Source organism: Carboxylicivirga longa (genome assembly GCF_050589825.1).
In the GTDB taxonomy this organism is placed as follows: Bacteria; Bacteroidota; Bacteroidia; order Bacteroidales; family Marinilabiliaceae; genus Carboxylicivirga; species Carboxylicivirga longa.
The window spans coordinates 39,686-64,498 of sequence record NZ_JBNGOZ010000008.1 but is presented as its reverse complement, the minus strand read 5'-3'; the positions used below and the strand labels follow the sequence as shown (position 1 = coordinate 64,498).

The following is a 24,813-nucleotide window of genomic DNA, read 5'->3' as shown; positions in this document are numbered from 1 at the left end:
TCTAGTTCATGGGGCGGGCGTAGGCCAGTACATCCGCTTTGGTAATGGTTTCCTGACCCAATATAATCAGGCGTTCAATCACATTTCTGAATTCTCGTATGTTACCGGTCCAGTTGATCGTTTGTAGTTCTTCAATGGCATCATCGGTGAAGTTTTTGGGTACCATGCCCAGTTCATCACAGATAATGGTTTTAAAGTGATCGGTCAGCAGTGGAATATCATCTTTCCGATCGTTGAGCGCCGGCACATGAATTAATATGACACTGATGCGGTGGTATAAATCTTCGCGGAAAGTGCCTTTGGCAATCTCCTCCTTGAGGTTTTTATTGGTGGCGGCCAATACGCGTACGTCCACCTTAATGTCCTTGTCACTGCCCACGCGGCTTACAATATTCTCCTGTAAGGCACGCAATACTTTGGCTTGTGCAGGCAAACTCATGTCGCCAATCTCATCCAGAAAAATAGTGCCCCCGTTGGCTTGTTCAAACTTGCCTTTACGCTGCTTGTGAGCCGAGGTAAAGGCACCTTTTTCGTGACCGAATAGTTCACTCTCGATCAGTTCGGAGGGAATGGCGGCACAGTTTACTTCGATAAAGGGTTTACCGGCACGGTTACTTTTCTCATGCAGCCATCGGGCAACAAGCTCCTTACCTGTTCCATTCTCACCCGTAATCAGCACGCGTGCATCGGTGGGTGCCACTTTATCGATCATGGTCTTAACACGTAGGATGGGCTCCGACTCGCCAATCATATCATACGTTTTACTCACTTTGCGCTTGAGCACTTTGGTTTCTGTAACCAAATCTTTTTTCTCTATGGCATTGCGAATCGTTACCAGCATGCGATTCAGGTCCAGGGGTTTCTCAATAAAATCGTAGGCTCCTTTTTTGATGGCTTCCACTGCAGTATCGATATTGCCGTGCCCCGATATCATAATAACCGGTGTATCTGAGTTTTCCTTATGCAGGTGATCCAACACCTCCATGCCATCCATATTGGGCATTTTGATATCGCATAGAATAACATCGTACTTATCGGCTTTAAAGCGTTCGAGCCCCTGTTCGCCATCTTCGGCCAACTCAACGGTGTGACTTTCGTATTCAAGTATGTCTTTCAGGGTGTTACGAATGCTTCGCTGATCGTCAATCACTAAAATTTTTGCCATCTTATTTTGCTTATAGCTGCTTATTCACAATTTGGTAGATGGTGCCTTCTTTGAGGGCAAAGGCACATTGCCAGATTTCTTTAATATTAAATTCATTAACGATGAAGTTAATAAAAATACTCGCTAATACAATCATATCAACACGGTGCGAGTCCAGGCGTTTCATGTTAAGCCGTTCCTCCGTGGTGGAGCGCAGAAACTGTTCATGCAGTGCTTGTGCGCTGTCAATAAGTATTCGGTAGGTCATTACCTTTTCCATGTCGAGATGCGGATGGTGTACTCCGGCCAACATTGCCGCCAGGGTATCGAAGGAGCCAGAGGATCCAATAAGGGTGGAGCAGGGAAATTTGCTCAGTGCTTCGTATAGCAGGGTGAGTTCTGATTTTATGTATTGCTCAACAGCGTCAATCTCCTCCTGTTTAATAGGGTTGGATGGCTGAAAGCGATCGAGCAGACGTGCCACGCCCAGATCAAAGCTGTGCTTCCACATTACGCCGTCTTTGTTGGCAATAATAAACTCGTTGGATCCACCGCCTATATCGAGTATCAGAACGCGCTCCTCGCCAATGGGCACCACCTGCTTGATGCCGTCAAAAATCAGTTCGGCTTCCTTTTGTCCGTCTATCACCTGTATGTCCAGACCAAGTTCCTGTTTTACCCGCTCAACAAAGTCCTGTCCGTTGGAGGCACTGCGTATGGCGGCGGTGGCCATGCACACCACTTTATCCACCTTGTATTGTGCAATGGTGTTTAAGTGGGTCTTCAGCGCAAGAAGGCCCCTTTCCATTGCCTCGGGAACAATCTTTTTATCGTTGATGCCGCCTTTTCCCAACTTGGCCGGGTATTTATTCTCAAGTAAGATGGTGTAGCTATTCTCCGTTTGTTCGGCAATCAACAGGTTAAAGGTGTTGGTGCCTAAGTCAATTATTGCAATTCTCATATTATGATTTTCTATCCGATTCGAAAGATAATAAAATACATAAAAGAAAGGGCTGTCCATCAAAAATGGAAGCAGCCCTTTTATCTAATTATCTCTTTCTACTAGCGACCCGAATAACGGAACCATTTCCATAGCTCCTTATACGTTACTTTTTTACCGTACATTAGTATGCCGGTACGATAAATGCGCCCTGCAAACCAGGTGGTGAAAACAAAAGTAGCAACCAGTAGGGTCATGGATAGAGCCATTTGCCATACGGGAGGCTCAAAGGGTATGCGGGCCATCATTACCACGGGTGAGGTAAAAGGAATCATCGAAAACCAAAAGGCCAAATCGCCGGCCGGGTTGCGAAAAGCCGCCATGGCTACGTAGATGGACAGGATGAGGGGCATCATCACGGGCATCACAAATTGCTGACTGTCGGCCTCGTTATCAAGGGCAGCGCCCAAGGCTGCAAACAGACTAGCGTAGAGGAGGTATCCGCCCAGGAAATAAAAGATAAATAGTAGCAGGCTGCCCACCAGATTGAGTGACATCACCTGATCCAAAATATTATTAAAGCCATCGGCAAAGGCAGCGGCCTGATTGCTGTCGCCTGCCTCCTGCATATCCATGCCGGCCATAACCTGCATTTGCTCTGCTTTTCCCGATGAGGTTACATCGGCAGCAAAAACTGTATGCAACACCCCTACAATGGCGATGGTTAACACGATCCACAGCATAAATTGTGTAAGAGCCACCAGGGCAATACCAATAATTTTTCCCATCATCAGCTGAAAGGGTTTTACCGATGACACAATGACTTCTACAATGCGGTTTACCTTTTCTTCCATCACACCCCGCATTACCTGCATGCCATACACCAGCACAAACATATAGATCATCATGGCAAATACGATGGCTGCAATCATTACCAGCTCTGTAGAGCTTTCTTTTTCAGAGCCATCCTCGGCAAGCTTAATGGTCTTCAGGTCAATCTTTACATTGTTGATTTCCTTGATGATGTTATCCAGACCATCAATCTGGTAGCTGCCCAGCTTTTCTTTCTCCAGATAGCGTTCAAGACTGCGCGATATATGGTCTTTCACATCAATGGTGATCTGTGTCTCGGAGTAGATTTTAACGGCATCAGGGCGTTTCAGCAGGTTATCTTCTATCACCAGGTAGGCGTGGTAGCCTTCTTCCCGGTAATTTTCAGCCAGCCCTTCCGTATCTTCCGTTTTCAGCCAGCTAAACTTCAGAAACTCGGTGCTATTAATGCGGTTGGTGTAAAGGCCGGTCTCATCAATAACGGCTATGTTTTTTTCTTCAGTATCCTCCATGGAGGCAAACCAACCGGGCAGTACCATCATGGCGGCGAACAGAATGGGGCCGATGATGGTCATTACAATAAAGCTTTTTTTCTTAACTCGGGTGGAATATTCCCGTTGTATGATTAATGATATTTTGCTCATAGTAGATTATTTTCCGGTTTGATTACTGTGTTCAACAACTTTAATAAAGATGTCGTTCATAGTGGGTAATACTTCATGCAGACCATAGATTTTCACATCATCAATCACGCTGTATAACAGTTGATTGATGGAGGCATTGTTGAGCATTTTTACATATGCAGTGTGGTGTCCGTTGGTCTTCTCAATATTTTCTACCTGGAAGTCGTTGCTCAGTTGTTGGCGGATGAGATTACTATCGCCTGCAAACTCCAGTTTAACCAGATTGTCTTTATAACTCTGACGGATGGTGTCGATGGGGCCATTGAGGATGGTCTTTGATTTGTTAATCAGTGTGATGTGATCGCACAACTCCTCTACCGATCCCATGTTATGGGTCGAAAATAAAATGGTGGCGCCTTCCTCTTTCAGTTTAATTATTTCCTGTTTTAGCAGGTTGGCGTTAATAGGGTCAAAACCGCTAAAAGGCTCGTCGAAAATCAGTAGTTTGGGGTTGTGTAATACCGTTACCACAAATTGAATCTTTTGCTGCATCCCCTTGGAAAGCTCTTCTACTTTCTTATCCCACCAAGGTTGTATCTCAAATTTTTCAAACCAATAGCGCAGTTTTTTAATGGCATCGTTGCGGGTGAGTCCTTTCATGCGGGCCAGATAGATGGCTTGTTCGCCCACCTTCATTTTTTTGTACAGCCCACGCTCTTCGGGTAAATAACCAATGCGGCTCACGTCATCAGCACGCAGTGCTTGTCCATTTAATAGTATTTCACCCGAGTCGGGACCCGTGATTTGGTTGATAATGCGTATCAAGGTGGTTTTGCCGGCTCCGTTAGGTCCCAGCAAGCCGTAGATGCTGTTTTCGGGCACCTCCATGTTCACATAATCAAGCGCCAGGTGGTTAGCATATTTTTTAACCACTTGTTTAGCTTCCAGAAACATCATAGCTTAGTTTATTTGTTTGGCGCATGAAGATAGTACTTTTTATGAGTACTATAAAATAGGGGCTTAGAACCAGCCGGCACCCAGTTGCTCGCGGAAGGGCCAGGGGATGGAGGCCACCACCAGCAGCAGACCCAGCAGGTTGTACCAAAAAAGACGTTTATGGGTGGTGTAATTGCTGTATATCTTGGCTTTGGCGGCACTGTGTACAATCAATATAGTCGCAATCAGCATCATAAGCGGATGCTCAAGCGTAAAAAAACGCAGTAGGGTGCTTTTCATCATGCCGGCATCAAACAGCACCTTGCTGCTGATGGCATAGAGCGCCACGCCTGCCACAAACTGAATGGTAAATACAATTGCATGCAGCTTGACAATGGAATGATGCTTATGGGTGTATTTTCGTTCCTTAAGCCAGTTGTTCAGGCTCATGATGAGGGTAACCAAAAAAAGGGCCAGAATGATATAACGCAGGCCACTGTGGAGATGTAAAAGTCCGTTGTACATATTTTCTTTTTTTAAGAAAGAAACATACTCACACATTAATTGTTCTTACGGACGGCCATCTTCTTTATTCCAGGCTAAATTGGTATTGCAAAAGTCTACTCTCTGCTGATTAACCAGTACGAGGTGATGCGTTTAACAAAAGACTTGGCATCTTCTGTAAAAAGTTTACCCAGCAAGGGCCATATCTCACGATGGATATGTTCGCGTTCGGCCTCTAAAGATTTTATGAGGCTTTCTTTATCTGCCGCACTTACGACAGCAAGCGGCAATTTACTAATAATTTGAATGGTTTCAGCAATATTATGGTCGTCACCCAGCAGGTCAGATGCTTGCTTTAGCGAGGATGCATAGTGTTTGAAAAACTCGGGCCATACCTCACGGATCAATATCATCTGATTAAGCAGGTACTTTACACATTTACGCAATTCATGCAAGGGATGATCATCTAGTTTTAGTTGTGCTTCAGATATTTTATTCAGGCACTGATTATACGAATTAGTAACCCCCTGACGGATCGTGTGGGGTCCCAGGAAATTAGTGGGGTATTCTTCCAGACCTTGCTTCGAAAGTATCATCTGTTCCTGAATGGTTTCCAGGGTTTGATTGTCGATCAGTCGCTTAAGTTCGGCCTCTTTTCGTGTGTTCAAATATTCAACTATTCGGATAAATACTGTCTCAGGAATCTTTAACTCATCGGCCTCAAAGTTTTCGGCCAGGTAAGTGATGATGACATGGTAGTCGCGTAGGCTGGATAGTTGTCGTGCCAGATCGCGGTAGCGCATATTCTCTTCCTGATAAAGCTCTTCGCCAATATCCCAGCGGACAAGTCGCAGGATGGCTCTGATTCGTTTGAGCGCCTTGCGGATTTCATGAACTGTGATATCTATGTTGTCAGGAATAGTTGTCAGGTGTTCGATAAAGGTGAATTGCTCGCGTAAAACCCGTGTTACTCCGTCTTGCAGTTCTTCCTCGTTGTCAATGGCAAATCGATACATAATCACTTAGTTTTAAAACTTCAAACTACGACTTAATATTTTCAATATCAAGCCGATTTTTACTACTGCTATTTTTTTTTGTAATTTCTTACAAAAACCAACAATCGTGATGTTGATAAGTCGCTATCATATTTTAGTTGTATTAGTTACAATGCCCTTGTGCCTGCATGGGCAAACAGCCGACACTACATTTTATCCTTCTTTTTTTGAGGGTGATAATGTGCTTAGGGTCAGTCTGTACTTCGATATCAGTCAACATATTCGTAAGAGTGAAGAATATAGTGATGGAGCCATTGTCGTTTACGATGCCAAAGGGGATTCGGTACGTCATAAAGTACGCTGTAAGGCGCGGGGTAATTATCGCAGGGACAACTGCTTTTTCCCACCTGTGATGCTTAATTTTAAGCCCGATACTCTTTTTACCACCGATGGCTACCTTACCAAGATGAAGCTGGTGAGTCACTGTGTAAATTCTAAAGCATATCTTAAATATCTGTACAAAGAGTACTTAGTTTATAAGCTGTGGGAACAGCTGAGTCCTTATGCGCTGCGCACGCGCTTGCTCGATGTGCAGTATTTTGATGAAGGTAAAAAGGGGAAACACTACCGGGTGGCTGCCTTTATTATCGAACCCATGTATATGATGGCGCAACGTACTAACAGCGCGGAGGTGAAAGGCGAATATTTTAACGATGCAGTAATTAATGAGCTGGATGCCGACCGGGTTGCTTTTTTTAATTATATGATTGGAAATACGGATTGGCGCATTAAGAGTGCTCATAATATTAAGTTTATCAAGTCGTTGGAGCAGGGGCGCGAAGAGGTCACTGCCATTCCCTACGATTTTGATCATGCCGGCTTGATCAATGCCGCCTATGCCAAGCCATCGGAATGGTCACGTGCCACGAAGGTGACGGAGCGTGATTATATCGGCCGCTGTAGAAGCTATAATGATAATTACCTGACTCTGATTGAAGAGTTTCTGGCGGCTGAGGAGCAGATATACGCTACTATCCTTGATTTTGAGTATCTTGATGAAGGAGATCGTAAAGATATATACCGGTATATCTCTTCGTTTTATAAAGAGCTGAAGCGTGGTAAGAGCTTTATTCGTATGCTGCATAATAACTGCATGAACCGTTACTGAAACATTTGAACACCGTAGCGGTTAGTAGTATATGAATGGTACAATTAGTATTTTGGGTTGTGGCTGGTTGGGATTTCCGCTTGCTACATCATTGCATAAAAAAGGCTGGCGTGTAAAGGGGTCCACTACCACACCTCAAAAGATGGAGGCCCTCAGTCGTGCAGGTATTGAGCCGTACTGTATCGATATTACTAAGCTGTCAGATGGGGATCGTGATTTTTTCAAGGCGGATACACTGCTGGTAAATATTCCGCCAACGCGCTTGCTCAGGCAACCCCGTGCTTATCTGCCATTACTGGAAGTCATCAAACAAGAGGGCCCGGCAAATCTTATTCTAATCAGTTCAACCTCGGTTTATCCCCTGCTTAATCGCGAGGTGGTTGAGGACGATACCAACCAGATGAGCGATGATGCCCATCCGCTTTTGGCCATCGAACGTATGTTTCAAAAGTTACCGTCACGTTGCACTGTTGTTCGTTTTGGCGGACTGGTGGGGGGTGCGCGTTACCCCGGGCGATTTTTTACGGCCGATCGTGCAGTGAGTGGAGCTCGGCAAGCGGTTAACCTCATTCATTTAGACGATTGTCTATTGATTATTGAATCCATTTTGCAGCAGGACTGCTACGGTGAGGTGTTTAATGGGGTGGCCGATACGCATCCTGCCAAAGCTGATTTTTATGCACGTGCCGCACAGCTCAAGGGGCGTGAAATACCACATTTTATCCATGATAGCGAGGGGTTTAAAATTATATCCAATGCAAAGGTTAAGCAACAACTGGGCATACAATTATATCATCCTGATTTAATGGCAATGCTGGAAAATGAGGCGCTTTGGTAATTCTTCCAGTGAGTTGAGTATTTGTGTATCTAACATCATTCGTATAAGTTTGTACTTGGTCTGATGCGCTGCAGCAGATGTTTGAGTTATACTAACGGCGGTATGCCATCCTATTTGTAGTAAATATAATGAAGAAAGTAGTTGCCAAGTTTGGAGGATCCAATCTAAAGAAAAAAGAAGACATTCAGAAACTCGTTAATGTGATAAGGGCTTATGATCGACCACTGGTAATTGTTGTGTCAGCCTTTTATGGGATTACCAATCATCTTATTCGTGCGATGGAGGATGTCAAACAGGATGAGTCCAATATTGAGAAGCTGGTTCGTTTTTTACGAGAGCTTAAGGAAGAGGCAATTATAGAGAATTTTGATGATAAAGAATGGCAGGACCGCACGCTTAATGCGGTACAGTCACGCATAAAGGAGCTGAGTCGTTACCTTACGGGTATTCACTATATCGGTGATGTGCCTGAGTTTGTTGAAGATGTGATATTAAGTTATGGCGAGCGCCTTAGCTCCTTGGTGCTCACTGCTATTTTGCAAAGCAAAGGGATTGATGCGGAAGAGGCTTTGCCCGAGCAGATGCCCTTAATTACTGATGGTGAATTTGGTAATGCAACTGTTGATTTTGATTTGTCGGCGGCCAATGTGCAGAAACGCCTGGCGGGCGACAAGGTATATGTAGTGCCCGGTTTCTATGGTGTGTCGCAACAGGGTAAGGTTACCCTGCTGGGACGGGGAGGCAGTGACTATTCGGCAGCAGCGCTGGCTCGTTGTCTCAATGCCGAATCATTGGATGTTTGGAAGGATGTGGATGGCTTTATGAGTGCTGATCCTAAGCTGGTACAGTCGCCAAAACGCATCACTCATTTATCATACGCCGAAGCTGCCGAGTTGTCTTATTTTGGGGCGAGTATACTGCATCCGCGAACAGTGGAGCCGCTAAAGGAAGTAGGAATACCCATTCATATTGGTAATATTGATGCCTTTATGGGTAGTGTGGCGCCGCGTACTGTTGTGCATGCTGCTGAAACAGTAAGTGACTGCATCGTGAAGAGTGTGACTTACAGTGATGATTTCTGTATTCTAAAGATGCGGGGTGCTGGCGTAGGCCTGAAAAAGGGTGTTTTGGCCAAGGTGACAGTAGCTTTGGATAGAGCAGGGATTAACATTAAATCGGTAATCACATCGCAAATTGTTATTAACCTATTGCTGTCTGCAAAAGATATCAAGCGGGCTTATAAGGTGGTGGAAGAACTTGAGCTTTCCGCTATTACGGAGCTTATAGCCAGTGAACAGATTTCCACAATTGCCATTGTGGGTGAGGGTATTTTGGATCGCCCCGGTGTGGCCGGTCGCTTATTTATGGCTTTGGCCAAAAAGGATATTAACATACAGATGATTGTCTCAGGAGCCTCCGCTGTAGCCAGTTACTTCATGGTGGCTCGCGATGATCGAGATATGGCTATTGATGCTATTCATAATGAGTTTTTTAGCTGATATTTTCTAGCCTTTACAGCATTCTTTAAATGCATTAGCGCCCCGTTTTGCCCTGCAGAACGGGGCTTATTGTTTGATAAGCAAACGAGTGGCTTTGTTCTTCATGTGATCAAAATTGACGTGCAAATTTTATGAGGTTAATGATTGATATTTAACTCGTTGTATTCTTCAAATACAGTAAGATGCTTGTTGTTAATGGGCAATAAACGAAGTGTCAGAAAAGTGTCAAAAGTCATGTTTTTTATCGCTGATATGCTCGCCTAGTTGGAGAATATAAATTTAATAGCTACTTTTGCTTTCACAACACAACAAAAACTAGCTAAAAACTTACTAAACGTAAGTAGGTGGTTTTATTTTTCAATCCAGTGGCGACAACATACTTCCTGTTGAGCAGGAAATATTGTTGATTTTTCTCTAAAAGCATATAACTGTATGACAAGACGATTTCCAAAAGCGCAGGGCTTGTACGACCCTGCAAACGAGCGTGATAACTGTGGGATTGGTTTTGTGGCTAATATTAAAGGCACAGCAACCAACGAAATCGTAAAGCGGGGCTTGGAGGTACTGTGTAACATGACGCACCGGGGTGCCGAGAGTGCCGATAACAAGTCCGGCGACGGCGCGGGTATTTTAATGCAGGTGCCACACGCCTATTTCTCCACCTTTGGCTTTGATTTGCCAGCTGCCGGTAAGTATGGCACTGGCCTTGTTTTTTTGCCGCAAAACGAGGATGAGGCTGACCATTGCAAGCAGATTCTCAATGATTATTTGAAAGTCGAGGGATTGACTTTAATAGCCTACCGTCAGGTGCCTGTAGATAGTGAGGTGATCGGTGAGATCGCCCAAAGCAGTGAGCCACGTATTGAGCAAGTTTTTGTGACTGGTGATTTTGAACAGGATGCATTGGAGCGCCGTTTGTACCTGGCGCGCAAACAGGCTGAGAATGCCATACGCGATACTACCCTCCTCGAAAAAGAGGCTTTCTATCTGCCGAGTTTGTCATCGAAAATATTTATCTATAAAGGAATGCTGACACCGGCTCAGCTGGGGCAGTATTTCCTCGATTTGCAGGATGCGCGAATCCAGAGTGCCATCTCTTTGGTGCATTCGCGCTTTAGTACCAACACCTTTCCTACCTGGGATTTGGCACAGCCCTTCCGCATCATGGCGCACAATGGTGAGATTAATACCATCAAAGGGAATAGGCTGTGGATGCAGGCACGCGAGAGTTTGCTGGCATCCGACTTGTTTGGTGATGATCTGAAAAAGCTCTTTCCGGTGGTTACCCCTAATATGAGTGATTCGGCATCGTTGGATAATGTGCTGGAGTTTTTATTTCTCACGGGTCGATCTCTGCCCCATGCCTTAAGTATGCTGGTGCCGGAATCATGGAACAGTAAGAACCCGATACCCGATAGCTTAAAGGCTTATTATGAGTATCACTCTACCATTATGGAGCCCTGGGATGGGCCGGCTTCCATAGTATTCTCTGATGGTCGTTATGTAGGAGGTACGCTTGATCGTAACGGACTGCGTCCCTCGCGTTATATCATCACGCACGATGATATGATTGTGATGGGGTCCGAAGTAGGAGTACAAACTTTCGAAGCCACACAAATTAAGGAGAAGGGACGATTAAAACCAGGTAAGCTTTTGTTAGTGGATACACAGCTTGGAGTGATCATACCCGACGAGGAGATTAAGTCGCAACTGGCACGTCGTCATCCCTATGCTAACTGGCTAAAGGAGAATCGTATTAATATGCATGATATTGATGTGCAGCAACGTGTGCCTTCCCAACTGGGCGATAAGTACGATACTTATCTGAAGGCCTTTGGCTATAACCGCGAAGATTTTGAACAAATTATTGCGCCCATGGCCAAAACTGGTGGTGAGCCCATTGCCTCCATGGGTAATGATACGCCCATTGCTGTGTTATCGGATAAGCCGCAGCGCTTTTTCTCTTATTTCAGGCAGTTGTTCGCTCAGGTAACCAATCCACCCATTGATCCCATTCGCGAAGGCTTGGTAATGGCACTGACCAGTTACATTGGTGCGGTACCCAAAAATCTGCTAAGCGAGGCTCCTGCTCAATGTCGATCCATTAAGTTTGAGAGTCCGCTGATGACCAATACCGACTTAGGGAAGATTAAGGATTTCAGGCGTGATGAGTTCACCCATGTTAATATCCCCATGACCTTTTCGGCCGATAAAGGGGGCAAGGGGCTGGAGGAAGCGCTTGACCGTATTTGCAGTGCTGCTGAAAAGGCCGTTGATGACGGTATGAATTACATTATTCTGAGTGACCGGGATATTGATAAAGACCAGGCGCCTGTACCTTCTTTGCTGGCGGTAGCGGCTACGCATCATCATCTTATTAAAGCCAAAAAGAGGATGCAGGTGGGGCTGGTGGTTGAAACCGGTGAGGCACGTGAAGTAATGCATTTTGCCCTTTTACTGGGCTTTGGAGCCAGTGTAATTAATCCTTATGTGTGCTTTGCCACCATTAATGAAATGGTGAAGGAGGGCAAGATTGATATGGACTATGCTACGGCACGTGAGAATTATATGAAAGCCGTTGATAAAGGCTTGCTGAAGGTATTGTCAAAGATGGGAATCAGCACCTTGCGTTCTTATCATGGAGCACAGATATTTGAAGCCATTGGCATCTCCGAAGCTCTCATTGAGAAGTATTTTACAGGTACCCCAAGTAAAATTGGTGGTGTAGGTCTCGAAGAGATTGCACAGGAAAGTGTGATGGATCTGCAAAAGGCTTTTCAACCATCTTTTCAGGGTAATCCTTTCGATACGAAAGGGAGTTACAGCTATCGTAAGTATGGCGAGAAGCATGGATGGAACCCTGAAACCATCGGTTTGCTTCAGTGGGCAACGTCAAGTGGTGATTATCAAATATACAAGGAGTATAGTCGACAGGTTGATAGTGATAATCAGGCACCTCTTTTTATCCGTGGGCTTATGAAGCTGAAGAAGAGGGAGCCTATCGATATAAGCGATGTGGAGCCTGCCTCCGAAATCATGAAACGCTTTGTAACGGGTGCCATGTCTTATGGTTCTATCTCCAAAGAAGCGCACGAAGCCATGGCACTTGCCATGAACGAAGTGGGTGGACGAAGTAATACGGGAGAAGGGGGTGAAGATGCTGCCCGCCTCAAGAGTCCGGCCCGCAGCGCCATTAAGCAAATTGCCAGTGGCCGCTTTGGGGTCACTAATAATTATCTGACCAATGCCGATGAGTTGCAGATAAAAATAGCACAGGGTGCTAAGCCTGGTGAGGGAGGACAGCTGCCCGGATTTAAGGTGGATAAGATTATTGCCCGCCTGCGTAACTCAACACCAGGTATTACACTGATATCACCGCCCCCTCATCATGACATCTATTCCATCGAGGATTTGGCGCAGCTGATCTATGACTTGAAGAGCACCAACCCCTCGGCACGTATCAGTGTGAAACTGGTTTCGGAAAATGGAGTAGGCACGGTTGCCGCCGGGGTGGCAAAGGCACATGCCGATTTAATCGTGATCAGTGGTGCCGAAGGTGGTACGGGAGCCAGCCCCAGCAGCTCTATTAAACACGCCGGGCTACCGGTAGAGATTGGCTTGTCGGAAGCACAACAGACATTGGTGATGAATAATCTGCGGGGACGTGTTAAGTTGCAGACCGATGGACAGCTTAAAACAGGCCTCGATGTTATAAAAATGGCACTCTTGGGTGCCGAGGAGTATGGTTTTGCCACTTCGGCATTGGTTACACTGGGTTGTGTCATGATGCGTAAGTGTCATCTTAATACCTGCCCGGCCGGTATTGCTACACAGGACGAGGCATTGCGTAAGCGCTTTATTGGTAAGTATAAGTACGTTGTTAATTTCTTTTATTTCATTGCCGAAGAGGTGCGTGAATACCTGGCGCAGCTGGGTTGCAAATCGCTTGATGAGGTCATTGGACGCAGCGATCTGCTGGAGCAGGATCAAGAAGTTAGTAACTGGAAGTCGCAGGGGGTAGACCTGAGTCGTCTATTATATTTTCCCGAAGAAGGAAAGAAATACCCCTTGCGTAACACGATGGAGCAGGATCATCAGCTGGATAAAGTGATGGATCGTCACCTGATAAAGCAGGCACAGGCCGCATTGATTAATCAGCAGAAAGTGTGGATGGCAGATAATATTATCAATACCGATCGTGCAGTGGGTGCCATGCTGTCGGGTGAGGTGTCCAAACGTTACGGCGAGAGCGGACTGCCCAAGAATACCATTAATTGTACCTTTCAGGGATCTGCCGGGCAAAGCTTCGGGGCATTTTTGGCCAAAGGGGTAAGCTTCCGGCTCGAGGGCGATGCCAATGATTACCTGGGCAAAGGACTCTCCGGTGGTAAAATTATCGTGGTGCCGCCTGTAGGCAGTACTTTCACCCCCGAAGAAAATATCATCATCGGTAATACGGTGCTATACGGAGCCACCCAAGGGCATCTATATGTGCGGGGTGTAGCCGGCGAGCGTTTTGCGGTGCGTAATTCCGGTGCCCATGCTGTGGTTGAAGGTGTGGGTGATCACTGCTGCGAATACATGACCGGTGGTCGTGTAGTAGTGCTGGGGTCTACCGGACGCAATTTTGCTGCGGGCATGAGCGGTGGTATTGCTTATGTGCTGGATGAAGCCGGTAAGCTGGATTATTACTGCAACAAAGGCCTGGTGGATTTAACGCCGGTGGAGGATGCCGCCGATGTGCAGGAGTTGCAGTTTATGCTCAATAAGCATTTGTTGCATACTAACAGTAGCAAGGCGCAAGAGGTGTTGGTTAACTGGACTACTTATCTGCCTAAATTCGTGAAGGTGATTCCTTTTGAGTACAAAAAGGTACTGCAGGAACAGAAGATTAAAGAGCTGGAGCAGAAGTTGCGTGAGACAGAAGATGCTCCCTATCTGCGCGAATAACGAGGTGATTTTGGGCACAAAAAAAACGATAAAGTAAAAAAAATCATAAGTGGAAAGTGTAGCGCTGGAAGCTTCAATAAAATGGATTGCCGGGGGATGGATAAGGATGAGCAACGCTTGCGAAGGCCGCCCCGGTGTTTTTAAAACAGTAGATTATGGCAGATCCGAAAGGTTTTATAAAATATGCGCGTAAAGAAGGTGGATACCGTCCTGTAGCCGAGCGTGTCGACGATTATGGCGAGGTGGAGCAAACGCTGAATGGAGCCGACCGTACCTTGCAGGCGGCGCGTTGTATGGACTGTGGTATCCCATTCTGTCATTGGGCCTGTCCGGTGGGCAGCAAAATACCCGAGTGGCAGGATGCCGTTTATAAAGGAGAGTGGCAGTTAGCCAGCGACATTCTTCATTCCACAAATAGTTTTCCTGAATTTACCGGGCGAATTTGTCCCAATCCCTGCGAGAAATCGTGTGTGCTGGCCATTCATGAGGAGGCAGTAACCATCCGCGAAAACGAATGTTCGGTGGTGGAGAAGGCCTTTAACGAAGGGTACATCGTACCACGTATTCCTGTTGTACGTAGTGGCAAGAAGGTGGCTGTAGTGGGTTCAGGACCCGCTGGCTTATCGGTGGCTGATCTTTTAAACCAAGCAGGTCACAGTGTTACGGTATTTGAAAAGGATGACGCAGTAGGTGGGCTTTTGCGCTATGGTATCCCCGACTTTAAACTTAATAAAAAGGTAATTGACCGGCGTATAGCCATTTTTAAAGAGGAGGGCATTGTCTTTCGCACAAATACGGCTGTGGGTGATACCCTCAAAGGGGATGAGTTATTGAGTAGCTTCGATGCAGTGGTGCTTAGTATTGGTGCTATGAAGCCCCGCGATCTGCCTGTGGAAGGACGCGATCTGGAGGGGGTGCATTTCGCCATGGATTATTTAACCCAGCAGAATAAAGTAAACCGCGGCCTTGTAATCGAGGGTGAGCGCCTGGAGGCCAAAGGTAAAAAGGTATTGGTAATTGGCGGTGGCGATACGGGTTCCGATTGTGTGGGAACGGCCATTCGCCAGAAGGCGAAAGTAGTGACTCAAATTGAGATAATGCCTCAGCCTCCAAAGAAGCGGAGTGCGGATAACCCCTGGCCATACTGGCCCAGTACCCTCAAGACTTCTACCTCGCATGAAGAGGGCTGTACCCGCCGATGGAGCCTTAATACAAAACGTTTCCTGGGAGAAACAGGTAAGCTCAAACAGGTAGAACTTGTTGAGGTGGAGTGGAGCAAGAATGATAAGGGGCAGTGGCAGATGCACGAAAAACCTGATACTACTCAATTAATGGAGGTGGATATGGTATTGCTGTCCATGGGTTTTGTAAGTCCTGTGCATGAGGGCTTAGTGAAAGAGTTGGGTCTAAAACTCGATGATCGTGGAAATATTCAGGTGGATGATAAGTTTCACACCAGTATGGCCGGTGTATTTGCAGCCGGCGATGCGGCAAGTGGTGCCAGTTTGGTAGTAACTGCCATCGCCCGCGGACGCGAAGCTGCAAAAAATGTGCATGACTTTTTACAAAAAAATTAAGGGTAACAAACTTATTATCAGATCAAACAAAAGAGCTGTTTCAGAAATGAGGCAGCTTTTTTTTTAATACGTGTAACCTTTTGTTGCTTTGTCACATAAACCGGAAACAGGAAAGTACTTTAAAAGGAAAGAAAATTACGATGAGGTTTTTAGTGAAGGGCGCCGTGCTGTTGATAATAGTGTTAATGACGGCTTGTGACAAAGGGTATGAACACGATAGGTATAGTAGTTATGGTGTTGACCACGATAAAAGCGTATTATATGACAATGTGGATGCCTTACAAAGTCAGTTGGAGGCGCTGGGAAAAACTCCTTTTGCCACGTTGTGTCACTCCATGAGTCAACGACTCGACGGTAAAGATGTTGAAGGAAATGCACGTTTTGTGCAAGCCATGATGGGTTTGGGCAATTTGATGTACAATACAGCTGGCGAGGACTGTTACTTTGCCGCTCTGATGGATCTGGTATTTGATCGTGGCTATTACTGCACGCAACTGCTGGCCGATGGATATGGCCAATGGCAGTGGAATGAAGAGTTGGGGCAGTTTGAAAAAGTAAAAGATTGTGATGATAAAATTGTCTTTATCTTTCCTTCCGCTGATGATGCGACAGCCGCTGACGCTGTGCTTACCGTGTCAGACCTTGCCTTCTACGGTGGCGTTTTCCCGGGTAAAGGCGAGGAGCAGGACAGTGGGCAGATAGTTGATCAGGTACTTGAACGACTTTATTGTAACATCAAGGTAGGTAGCGATTTGTTGCTGACCAGTAATTTGCTTAGCACTTTTGCTGAAGATGGCCATTTTAAGGATGTGGCACTCACCTTCAACGCCGGTTCATTTAACCTTAATGGGGAGCTTGAAAAAGAGGATCGTGAGGGTTTTTGGCGCTGGACCTTTAGTAATAACTCGGCTCGTATTCTGGAACATGAGTTATGCCTTCGTTTTAATGAGCATAACACCTTTATGCCGGTGGACGATATCGAAAATAAGCTGGTGTTAAAGAATATTATGGCTAAAACAAGAGCCCGAAGTGGTGCTGTGTATAACGAGCTGGAGAAAGTGATGCAGCTGCAAGAGGGAAGCGAGGAATATGCTACTGCCCTGGCTGGCACACTTAATACTCATGCCATCATGGATATTCGTTACCTTAATTATACTATCCTGGCCAGGGTGAAACCCATTGCTAGGCAGCAAGATGATGGATCCGGAACATGGTATATCGACCTTGAGTTTGAATTTAGTGATGGTTCGCGCGAGAGTGGCGATATTTATTTCAATAATTACCTGAATTATTTCAAGATTGAATTGGAAAAACTGGTAGCCGAATTTGAAAATAAATTCGGCGTGCGCAGTGCTTAAAAATTATAATCCACACATGATCGTGCCTCAAGTACCTCTCGAACAATCTTGCCAATAGCCAGATGATCGGGGTGCTGGGCATAGCTTGCCAATCCTTCCATATCATCAAAAGTGGTACTTAATGAAATGTCGAAGTCTTCGTCAGGATTACAGTTGAGACCGACTTCGATGGATTTAAGTGCCTCAATTTTATCTTCCAGTGCCAGTAATCCCGTTTTTATTTCATTCAGCTTAGCAGTCTTGGATGCTGCGTCATCGAACTTTTTTAGCTTGAATAGGACAATGTGTTTAATCATAATGAAATAATTTACTTATTATTGTTGTGATAATTGACTGCAAAATTAGTAAAATGCTGATAATAGGAATTGCCGGTGGCACCGGTTCGGGTAAAACCACCGTAGTGCGAAAAATTATGGAGCAGCTGCCCTGTGGCGAGGTGGCGGTATTACCTCAGGACTCGTATTACAAGGACAGTCAGCATCTGCCCCTGGAAGAACGTCAGAAGATAAATTTTGACCACCCCAATTCCATTGAGTGGGATTTATTGATTAAACATCTTGGGGAATTGAAGGCCGGGCGCAGTGTTGAGATGCCTCAGTATTCATATCTTACTTGCACTCGTGCGCAGGAAACCATCACGGTGGCACCACGTGATGTAGTGATTGTGGAGGGCATTCTTATTCTTGGTAACTGTGAATTGCGGCGGCTGATGGATCTCAAGGTGTTTGTGCATGCCGATGCTGACGATCGTCTCTCGCGCGTTATTAAGCGCGACATCGAGGAGCGGGGGCGAACGGTCAATATGGTGTTAGAACGCTACGATGATACAGTGAAACCTAGTCATTTGCAGTTTATTGAACCTACTAAGCGATATGCCGATCTGATTGTGCCACAGGGAGGGAATAATAAAATTGCCATTAACATATTGCGCCATTTCATTGAACGTAACTTAAGCAGTCTAAATTAATTGCTATGCTCAACCATGTAAAAGCCGAAGACGTACTATTCCTCGATATAGAAACGGTTCCGCAGTTGCCGGCCTTTGATCAGGTAAGTCCTGAGTTGCAGTTGCTGTGGGAGAAAAAATCAGCCTACTTCAGGCAGGACGATCAAACAGCCGCTGATGTGTATGGAAGGGCCGGTATTTATGCCGAGTTTGGTAAAATTGTTTGTATCTCGGTGGGCTTAATCACAACAACAGGGGGGAGGCGACTTTTCCGTGTGAAGTCATTTGCAGGGGATAATGAAACAGTGCTGCTGAGCGATTTTGCTGATATGCTCAAAAAGTTTGCGCGAGATGTAAATAAGAATATCTGCGGGCACAACGCCAAGGAATTTGATATCCCCTACATTGCACGCCGCATGCTGATCAACGGTCTTAAGCTGCCGCCCATATTAGATGTGGCGGGTAAGAAGCCCTGGGAAGTGAAGTTTATCGACACACTGGAGCTGTGGAAGTTTGGTGATTATAAGCACTATACATCTCTGAATTTGCTCACCACAATTTTTAATATTCCATCGCCTAAGGATGATATTGATGGCAGTCAGGTGGCCGCCGTGTATTATGAGGAGCATGATGTGGAACGCATTGCACGTTATTGCGAAAAAGACGTGTTGGCCACGGCGCAGCTGTTTCTGCGTTTTAAGGGCGAGGATTTAATCGATGAAGAGGCTGTTGAGCATGCATAATATGCTGCATTGATAAATCGTAAATACATAAATCGTTCATAAGTAGATCAATTTCTAAACTCTTAGCTGATCAGTGAGTTGTTGAAAAAATCAGTCTAGTAGAAAGTAAGCCAGAGTTTTAATCAACAGTGCCGGCTGTTGGGCATGCAGCCAGTGGCCCGCATTGGGGATGCTTACTACCTCAGCATCTTTAAACAACTTACGAATAATCAAACTATCCTCATCCATTACATAGTCTGATTTCTCTCCGCGTATAAAAATAGCAGGGATGTTTGTTTTGTGCTCGTCCGGGTTCAGGTGCGAGAAGCCATCCATGATGATGGGTAGCGTCTTTTTTATCACCGGTAGATTCAGGCGCCAGCGATAGTGTCCGTCTTTGGTGCGCTCGATGTTTTTCAGCAAGAAGTGGCGCAGTTCGTCATTGGGTAGTTTCAGTGCCAGCGCCTGGTCAATGGCCTGCCTCGTCTCTGCATTTTCCGGTTGCAATTCAAGGAGGCTGTTGATAATATGCTCGTGGTTATTGGTGATTTGGGCATAGTTGCTAAAAGTGGCGTAGGACTTGGGTGCAATATCGAGCACCACCAGTTTATGGATACGTTCGGGATGTTCAAGGGCAAAGCGCATGGCGGTTTTGCCACCCATGGAATGTCCCACCAGATGCGCTTTGTCAATTTTTTGATTGTCGAGAAATTCCAACAGGTCTTGCGTCATGCATTCGTAATCGTGAGTATCATGGTGGGGCGACTGCCCGTGGTTACGCTGATCTACCAAAAAGATGCGATAATCCGATGACAGCTGGCGGGCAATTGACACCCAGTTGTCGGATGCACCATACAGTCCGTGTAAAATCACCAGCGTGGGCCCCTGCTCACCATATTCACGATAAAACAATTGCATACTAGTAATAAGTTTTGAAAGTTTCCTATTAATCAAGTATTTGTTGAACGGTTCTTTAGCAGTGTTTTATCACAAAGAACCGTTCCTTAAAGCTTATTGGGCGCTCTACTAGGCTACTTTAGTAGTTGCTGGTGGTACAGCTGAATGGTTTTTTCCAATCCAATGTACAAGGCATCGCTGATGAGTGCGTGTCCTATGGATACCTCCTTCAAAAAAGGAATACACTCATTGAAATATTTCAGGTTATCCAGGTTTAAATCATGCCCGGCATTGATCTTCAAGCCAATTTTATTGGCCAGGTTAGCCGCCTCAACAAAGGGTGCAATGGCAGCCTCCCGGTCTTTGGCATACTGGGCCGCATATGGCTCGGTATAAAGTTCAATGCGATCGGTATTTGTTTTCACAGCGCCCTCAATGTTTTTCAGCTCAGTATCCACAAATATGGAAGTGCGGATGCCTGCCTCACTGAACTGGCCAATCACATCCTGCAGAAATGACTGATTCTTAACGGTGTCCCAGCCTGCGTTGGAAGTCAGTGCTTCCGGCGGATCGGGTACCAGGGTTACCTGATGGGGCTTAACAGCCAGCACAAGATCCATAAACTCCTTTGACGGATAACCCTCAATGTTAAATTCCGTTTTAATGGCCGGGCGAATGTCATAAACATCCTGGTAGCGTATATGGCGCTCGTCGGGTCGTGGATGTACCGTAACACCATCGGCACCAAAAAGCTGAACATCAATGGCAGCCTTTAATACATTAGGCGTATCGCCACCCCGTGAGTTGCGCAGTGTGGCCACTTTATTTATGTTAACACTAAGTTTCGTCATTGCTGTTTTATTGATGAATACCCTCTTGAGAGTGATTAACTACTAAATAAACTATCCCCTATTTTTGTTTGTTATACAGTTTGACCGTATTTTTAGTTTTCAAACAATTACGTCAATAAAGGGTTCTGTATTGTCGCGCAAAATTAGTAAGTATTTCCAAAAGTAATCTATGTTGGCAAAAGAATTAATATCGGAAGTGGTACCTTCTCTGAAAACCTCAGACACGGGGCTTGACGCCCTCAACTGGATGGAGGTGTTCAGAGTATCGCATCTTCCCATTGTCAATAACCTGGCTTTTTTAGGACTCATAAGCGATGTGGATATTTATGACTTAAACCGTGCCGAAGAGCCCCTGGGTAATCACCCACTTTCCTTTGCGCGGCCTTATGTGTTCGAGCATCAGCATATCTACGATGTAATTGAGGTGGCATCGCGCCTGAAACTTACCGTTGTGCCCGTGTTGGATAAAAATGAGGAGTATTTGGGCTTAATCACCCAGAGCGATTTATTGCACAAATTTGCTGACCTGATAGCGGCTCATACCTCGGGTGGTATCATTGAGCTGGAATTGTTACCACAGGATTATGCCCTGTCCGAAATAGCCCGCATTGTTGAAGATGCCGATGCCAAGATACTGAGCCTTTATGTGTCGCAACCCCCGGGGCAGGAAAAGTTGTGCATTGCTATTAAGTTGAACCGAAAAGATGTGCAGCCGGTGCTCAATGCCTTCGACCGCTATAACTACCCGGTAAAAACTACTTATGTGGGCGACCATGCCTATGACGATACGGTGAAAAAGAACTACGAAGCACTAATGCGCTATCTGAATATGTAGTTGTAAACACGTTTATATGGTAACGGCTTGCTGGTACGCCCTAAAAATAGTTTGTCTGTGGTTAGTACTGCAGGGCATTGGCGGTTTTATGTGCATAAGGGCGCAGGAGGAAGCTGCAGATGTCGGAATCGTAGATGAGTACGTGCGAGTGCAGCAGGTAGTTATTGCCGGTAATAAAGTAACCCGTTCGCGGGTCATTCTTAATGAATTGGTTTTTAACAAGGGTGATGTGTTAATGGTGAATCGCCTGGGACAGGTCACCACGCGGTGTCGGCATAATCTACTGAATACGGGTCTGTTTAATTTTGTTTCCGTGCGTTACACACTGCAGGCCGATAATACTGTTATTTTTTATGTACGTGTTGATGAACGCTGGTATTGGTGGGTGTTTCCCATCTTTGAGGTGGCCGATCGTAATCTGAGTTCCTTTTTTAATGGTGGTGACTGGTCGCGCGTTAACTACGGGGTATACCTCAAGCGCGATAATTTTAGAGGGCGTAATGAAAAAATCATGGCTCGTATCCGACTAGGATTTACCAAGCAGGTATTGCTGGGATATTTCTCACCCGAATATAAGCGGCGGGGAGGTTGGGGTGTTTTCTTTGATTTTCGCATGCACGATCAGCTGCCTTATACTACCAAAAACAACCAACAGGTTTATAAAGCATTGGAGACTGAGATGGCACAGGTGACCTATTTTGGTTCCGTGTATTACTCCATCCGTTCCGGTCTGTATCATCGGCATAAGTTGGAGCTGGGCTATCATAATTACAGCGTTAGCGATTCGATCATCGACCTGAACCCAAACTACCTGACACCGGATGCCACTCGTTTGCAGTTTATGGAGCTTAGCTACGAGTATGATTATGACACACGCGATGCCAAGGTATATCCATTAAAGGGTACCCGCATGCAGGGCACTGCGGTGCAGAGTGGCTTGGGCATCTGGCAGGAGGGGTTGAATAACTTTAAGCTATCCGCTCGTATAGATAAACACTGGCAGCTGGAGAATCGCTGGCACTGGGCCAGTCTGCTCTATGGCGAATATAATAGTAGTCGTTCGTTGCCCTATGTGCTGAATGCAGGAAGTGGCTATGACTCATTCCTTAATGGTTATGAGCTGTATGTGATGGATGGAACGCGGCAGGCAAGTATGAAAAATTACCTCCTGTTCACCCTTTTGCAACCCCGTGTTAAAAACCTGGGTTTTATGCCACTTACTCAATTTGCCAAGGTTAACTACGCTTTCTATATAAAAGCCTTTGGCGATTTCGGTTATGTGTGGCACGATAATCCATCAATAAGCAATACCTTTGTTAATAATTGGCAGTATGGCTATGGTGTTGGGCTCGATTTTGTTACGTTTTATGATATGGTGTGGAGCTTTAATTATTCGATGAATAAACATCGTCAGCATGGATTCTTTGTGCATCTGAATATTGCCATTTAATAACTTTAACGTCTACTAATATGCGAATAGCCATTTTTGGGAAACAGTTTGGAGAGGTCTTTTACAGCGCTTGCAAAAGCTTATTCCAGATATTGAAAGAGGATGAAGTAGAACTTGTTATTCACAAGCCTTTTTACGATTTTTTGCTTTCGGATGTAAAGATGAAACCCGATGTGGATGGTTTCTTTACCGGGCATTCCGATTTTGATGGTGTCGATCTGGTTTTTAGCATCGGGGGCGATGGTACCTTTTTGGAGGCGGTTACCTATGTGCGCGATAAGGGTATTCCCATCGTAGGTATTAACAGTGGACGCCTGGGCTTTTTGGCCGATATATCCAAAGGAGAGATGAAGGCAGCTCTGCACGATGTGCTCAATGGACGTTACCGTGTTAGGCAGCTTGATTTATTGAGTTTGGAAACTGAGGGGCGTCATTTCGGAGATTGTAATTTTGCCCTTAATGAGCTGGCAGTTAGTAAGCGCGATAGTTCGGCCATGATTATTGTACATACCTATGTCAATGATGAATTCCTCAACTCTTTTTGGGCCGATGGTTTGATAATTGCTACCTCAACGGGATCTACTGCCTACTCGCTAAGTGTAGGAGGGCCTATTCTGCACCCCGACAGTAAGAGTTTTGTCATCACACCCATTGCGCCGCATAATTTGAATGTACGCCCCATTGTGATACCCAACGATGTGGAGGTGACCCTGAAAGTAGAGGGGCGCGATGCCAAATTTCTGGCTTCGCTGGATTCGCGCAGTGAGGTGTTTGAGAATAGTGTTCACCTAAAGGTTAAAAAGGCCGCGTTTAGCGTGAAGGTCATTGAGCTGGCAGAGCATTCTTTCTTTACCACCTTGCGTAATAAATTAATGTGGGGTGTTGATAAGCGCAATTAATGTGTGTTTTCAGAACAATATTTTTGAGAATATTGTGTTTGGAAAGATGCTGAGATGTGTAAATATCATATCATAATTTTATATGCAAAAGACTACAATCGCTGACAATAAAAGCTTACGGTTATTGAAGAAATCATGCCGTTGGTTGATTTTCGCTTTTCTGCTTTGTATCACGCAGACCGGACAGGCGCAGGATCGGCTTGAGTTGGGTGCTTTTGCCGGCACCTCCTATTACTTCGGCGATTTAAGCAAAGGAGTGCCATTTGCCAATTCGCACCTGGCCTTTGGGGGTATTGGCCGCTATGTTTTTACCGACCGAATAGCGCTAAAGGGCATGGCTTTGTTTGGTAAGATAAGTGGTGATTATCAGGGACAAGACCTTGTGTATCCAACAAGCAGTGATGAGAATTATGCTTTTAGTCGAAGCATTGGCGATGTGTCTGCACAGGTGGAGTTTAACTTCATGTCCTACGATCATAAGTTTATTTCAACAACCACCTTTACGCCATACGTTTCAGTGGGGCTCGCAACAACTATTTATAACCGAATTGATACAGAAGTTGAAAATTCTGCGGGCAATACAAGTTTTATATTATCTTTGCCGTTCGGTATTGGTGCAAAGTATAAGATTAACAAATATATTCGGATCGGAGCCGAGTGGACCTTTCGAAAAACATTTGTTGACGATCTGGATTATATAGGTCCTGGGAGTATCGATCCTTCTGACCCTTATGGATTTGGAGAAAGCACCCTTGCCCACAATAACGATTGGATATCGTTTGCCGGTGTTTACGTGACAATAAGTATGTTGAAACGGAAGACCAAATGTAATGATGGTATAAAATAATAG

Annotated in this window: 21 protein-coding genes; 12 read left to right on the top strand and 9 right to left on the bottom strand. The window is 45.4% G+C overall.

Annotated elements, in window-relative coordinates; translation table 11 throughout:
* Position 1: 1 nt before the first annotated feature.
* The 6 genes from ACRD7A_RS08765 to ACRD7A_RS08740 all read right to left on the bottom strand — a co-directional run bounded on the left by ACRD7A_RS08765 (position 2) and on the right by ACRD7A_RS08740 (position 5,994).
* On the bottom strand, positions 2-1,165 hold the full coding sequence (locus ACRD7A_RS08765; RefSeq protein ID WP_430810659.1) for a sigma-54-dependent transcriptional regulator: 1,164 nt from the start codon (positions 1,163-1,165) through the stop codon (positions 2-4).
* A gap of 10 nt (positions 1,166-1,175) precedes the next feature.
* Complete coding sequence (locus ACRD7A_RS08760; protein WP_430810660.1) at positions 1,176-2,105, bottom strand: Ppx/GppA phosphatase family protein; 930 nt, start codon at positions 2,103-2,105, stop codon at positions 1,176-1,178.
* A gap of 101 nt (positions 2,106-2,206) precedes the next feature.
* Positions 2,207-3,559: an ABC transporter permease gene (locus ACRD7A_RS08755; RefSeq protein ID WP_430810661.1), complete on the bottom strand. Its 1,353-nt coding sequence runs from the start codon at positions 3,557-3,559 to the stop codon at positions 2,207-2,209.
* Positions 3,560-3,565: 6 nt separating this feature from the next.
* Positions 3,566-4,495: an ABC transporter ATP-binding protein gene (locus ACRD7A_RS08750; RefSeq protein ID WP_430810662.1), complete on the bottom strand. Its 930-nt coding sequence runs from the start codon at positions 4,493-4,495 to the stop codon at positions 3,566-3,568.
* Between the two features lie 63 nt (positions 4,496-4,558).
* Complete coding sequence (locus tag ACRD7A_RS08745; protein ID WP_430810663.1) at positions 4,559-4,999, bottom strand: hypothetical protein; 441 nt, start codon at positions 4,997-4,999, stop codon at positions 4,559-4,561.
* A gap of 95 nt (positions 5,000-5,094) precedes the next feature.
* Positions 5,095-5,994 (bottom strand): CHAD domain-containing protein, encoded by a 900-nt coding sequence (locus ACRD7A_RS08740; protein ID WP_430810664.1) that lies wholly within the window; start codon positions 5,992-5,994, stop codon positions 5,095-5,097.
* 106 nt (positions 5,995-6,100) lie between these two features.
* Here ACRD7A_RS08740 and ACRD7A_RS08735 point away from each other — a divergent pair, with 106 nt between their 5' ends.
* The 6 genes from ACRD7A_RS08735 (at position 6,101) to ACRD7A_RS08710 (ending at position 17,363) form a co-directional block, all read left to right on the top strand.
* On the top strand, positions 6,101-7,141 hold the full coding sequence (locus ACRD7A_RS08735) for a hypothetical protein (RefSeq protein ID WP_430810665.1): 1,041 nt from the start codon (positions 6,101-6,103) through the stop codon (positions 7,139-7,141).
* 31 nt (positions 7,142-7,172) lie between these two features.
* Positions 7,173-7,979 carry a Rossmann-fold NAD(P)-binding domain-containing protein gene (locus tag ACRD7A_RS08730; RefSeq protein WP_430810666.1) on the top strand — a complete coding sequence of 269 codons (807 nt, stop codon included), beginning with the start codon at positions 7,173-7,175 and terminating at the stop codon, positions 7,977-7,979.
* 128 nt (positions 7,980-8,107) lie between these two features.
* Positions 8,108-9,478, top strand: a complete 1,371-nt coding sequence (locus ACRD7A_RS08725) for an aspartate kinase (protein WP_430810667.1) — start codon at positions 8,108-8,110, stop codon at positions 9,476-9,478.
* Positions 9,479-9,910: 432 nt separating this feature from the next.
* On the top strand, positions 9,911-14,428 hold the full coding sequence (gene gltB / locus ACRD7A_RS08720; protein WP_430810668.1) for a glutamate synthase large subunit: 4,518 nt from the start codon (positions 9,911-9,913) through the stop codon (positions 14,426-14,428).
* Between the two features lie 155 nt (positions 14,429-14,583).
* Entirely contained in the window at positions 14,584-16,005 is a 1,422-nt protein-coding gene (locus ACRD7A_RS08715; RefSeq protein ID WP_430810669.1) for a glutamate synthase subunit beta, read from the top strand.
* Between the two features lie 140 nt (positions 16,006-16,145).
* The gene (locus tag ACRD7A_RS08710; protein WP_430810670.1) at positions 16,146-17,363 is read left to right on the top strand and encodes a hypothetical protein; all 1,218 of its coding nucleotides are present in this window, start codon (positions 16,146-16,148) and stop codon (positions 17,361-17,363) included.
* On the opposite strand, the gene ACRD7A_RS08705 is transcribed toward ACRD7A_RS08710, so the two are convergent.
* A complete protein-coding gene (locus ACRD7A_RS08705) occupies positions 17,360-17,659 on the bottom strand; it encodes a Dabb family protein (RefSeq protein ID WP_430810671.1) in 300 nt (99 codons plus the stop codon). The genes ACRD7A_RS08710 and ACRD7A_RS08705 overlap by 4 nt on opposite strands.
* 53 nt (positions 17,660-17,712) lie before the next feature.
* Here ACRD7A_RS08705 and udk point away from each other — a divergent pair, with 53 nt between their 5' ends.
* Positions 17,713-18,330 (top strand): uridine kinase, encoded by a 618-nt coding sequence (gene udk, locus ACRD7A_RS08700; RefSeq protein WP_430810672.1) that lies wholly within the window; start codon positions 17,713-17,715, stop codon positions 18,328-18,330.
* 5 nt (positions 18,331-18,335) lie between these two features.
* Complete coding sequence (locus tag ACRD7A_RS08695; protein WP_430810673.1) at positions 18,336-19,052, top strand: 3'-5' exonuclease; 717 nt, start codon at positions 18,336-18,338, stop codon at positions 19,050-19,052.
* A 90-nt stretch (positions 19,053-19,142) separates the two neighbouring features.
* On the opposite strand, the gene ACRD7A_RS08690 is transcribed toward ACRD7A_RS08695, so the two are convergent.
* Positions 19,143-19,949, bottom strand: coding sequence for an alpha/beta fold hydrolase (locus tag ACRD7A_RS08690; RefSeq protein ID WP_430810674.1), 807 nt, complete (start codon positions 19,947-19,949; stop codon positions 19,143-19,145).
* Between the two features lie 113 nt (positions 19,950-20,062).
* The gene (locus ACRD7A_RS08685; RefSeq protein ID WP_430810675.1) at positions 20,063-20,779 is read right to left on the bottom strand and encodes a pyridoxine 5'-phosphate synthase; all 717 of its coding nucleotides are present in this window, start codon (positions 20,777-20,779) and stop codon (positions 20,063-20,065) included.
* Positions 20,780-20,948: 169 nt separating this feature from the next.
* Here ACRD7A_RS08685 and ACRD7A_RS08680 point away from each other — a divergent pair, with 169 nt between their 5' ends.
* The 4 genes from ACRD7A_RS08680 to porG all read left to right on the top strand — a co-directional run bounded on the left by ACRD7A_RS08680 (position 20,949) and on the right by porG (position 24,810).
* The gene (locus ACRD7A_RS08680; protein ID WP_430810676.1) at positions 20,949-21,614 is read left to right on the top strand and encodes a CBS domain-containing protein; all 666 of its coding nucleotides are present in this window, start codon (positions 20,949-20,951) and stop codon (positions 21,612-21,614) included.
* Positions 21,615-21,630: 16 nt separating this feature from the next.
* Positions 21,631-23,064: a POTRA domain-containing protein gene (locus ACRD7A_RS08675; RefSeq protein ID WP_430810677.1), complete on the top strand. Its 1,434-nt coding sequence runs from the start codon at positions 21,631-21,633 to the stop codon at positions 23,062-23,064.
* A gap of 20 nt (positions 23,065-23,084) precedes the next feature.
* Positions 23,085-23,963, top strand: coding sequence for an NAD kinase (locus ACRD7A_RS08670; RefSeq protein WP_430810678.1), 879 nt, complete (start codon positions 23,085-23,087; stop codon positions 23,961-23,963).
* Positions 23,964-24,087: 124 nt separating this feature from the next.
* Complete coding sequence (gene porG / locus ACRD7A_RS08665) at positions 24,088-24,810, top strand: type IX secretion system protein PorG (protein ID WP_430810679.1); 723 nt, start codon at positions 24,088-24,090, stop codon at positions 24,808-24,810.
* The last annotated feature ends 3 nt before the right edge of the window (positions 24,811-24,813 follow it).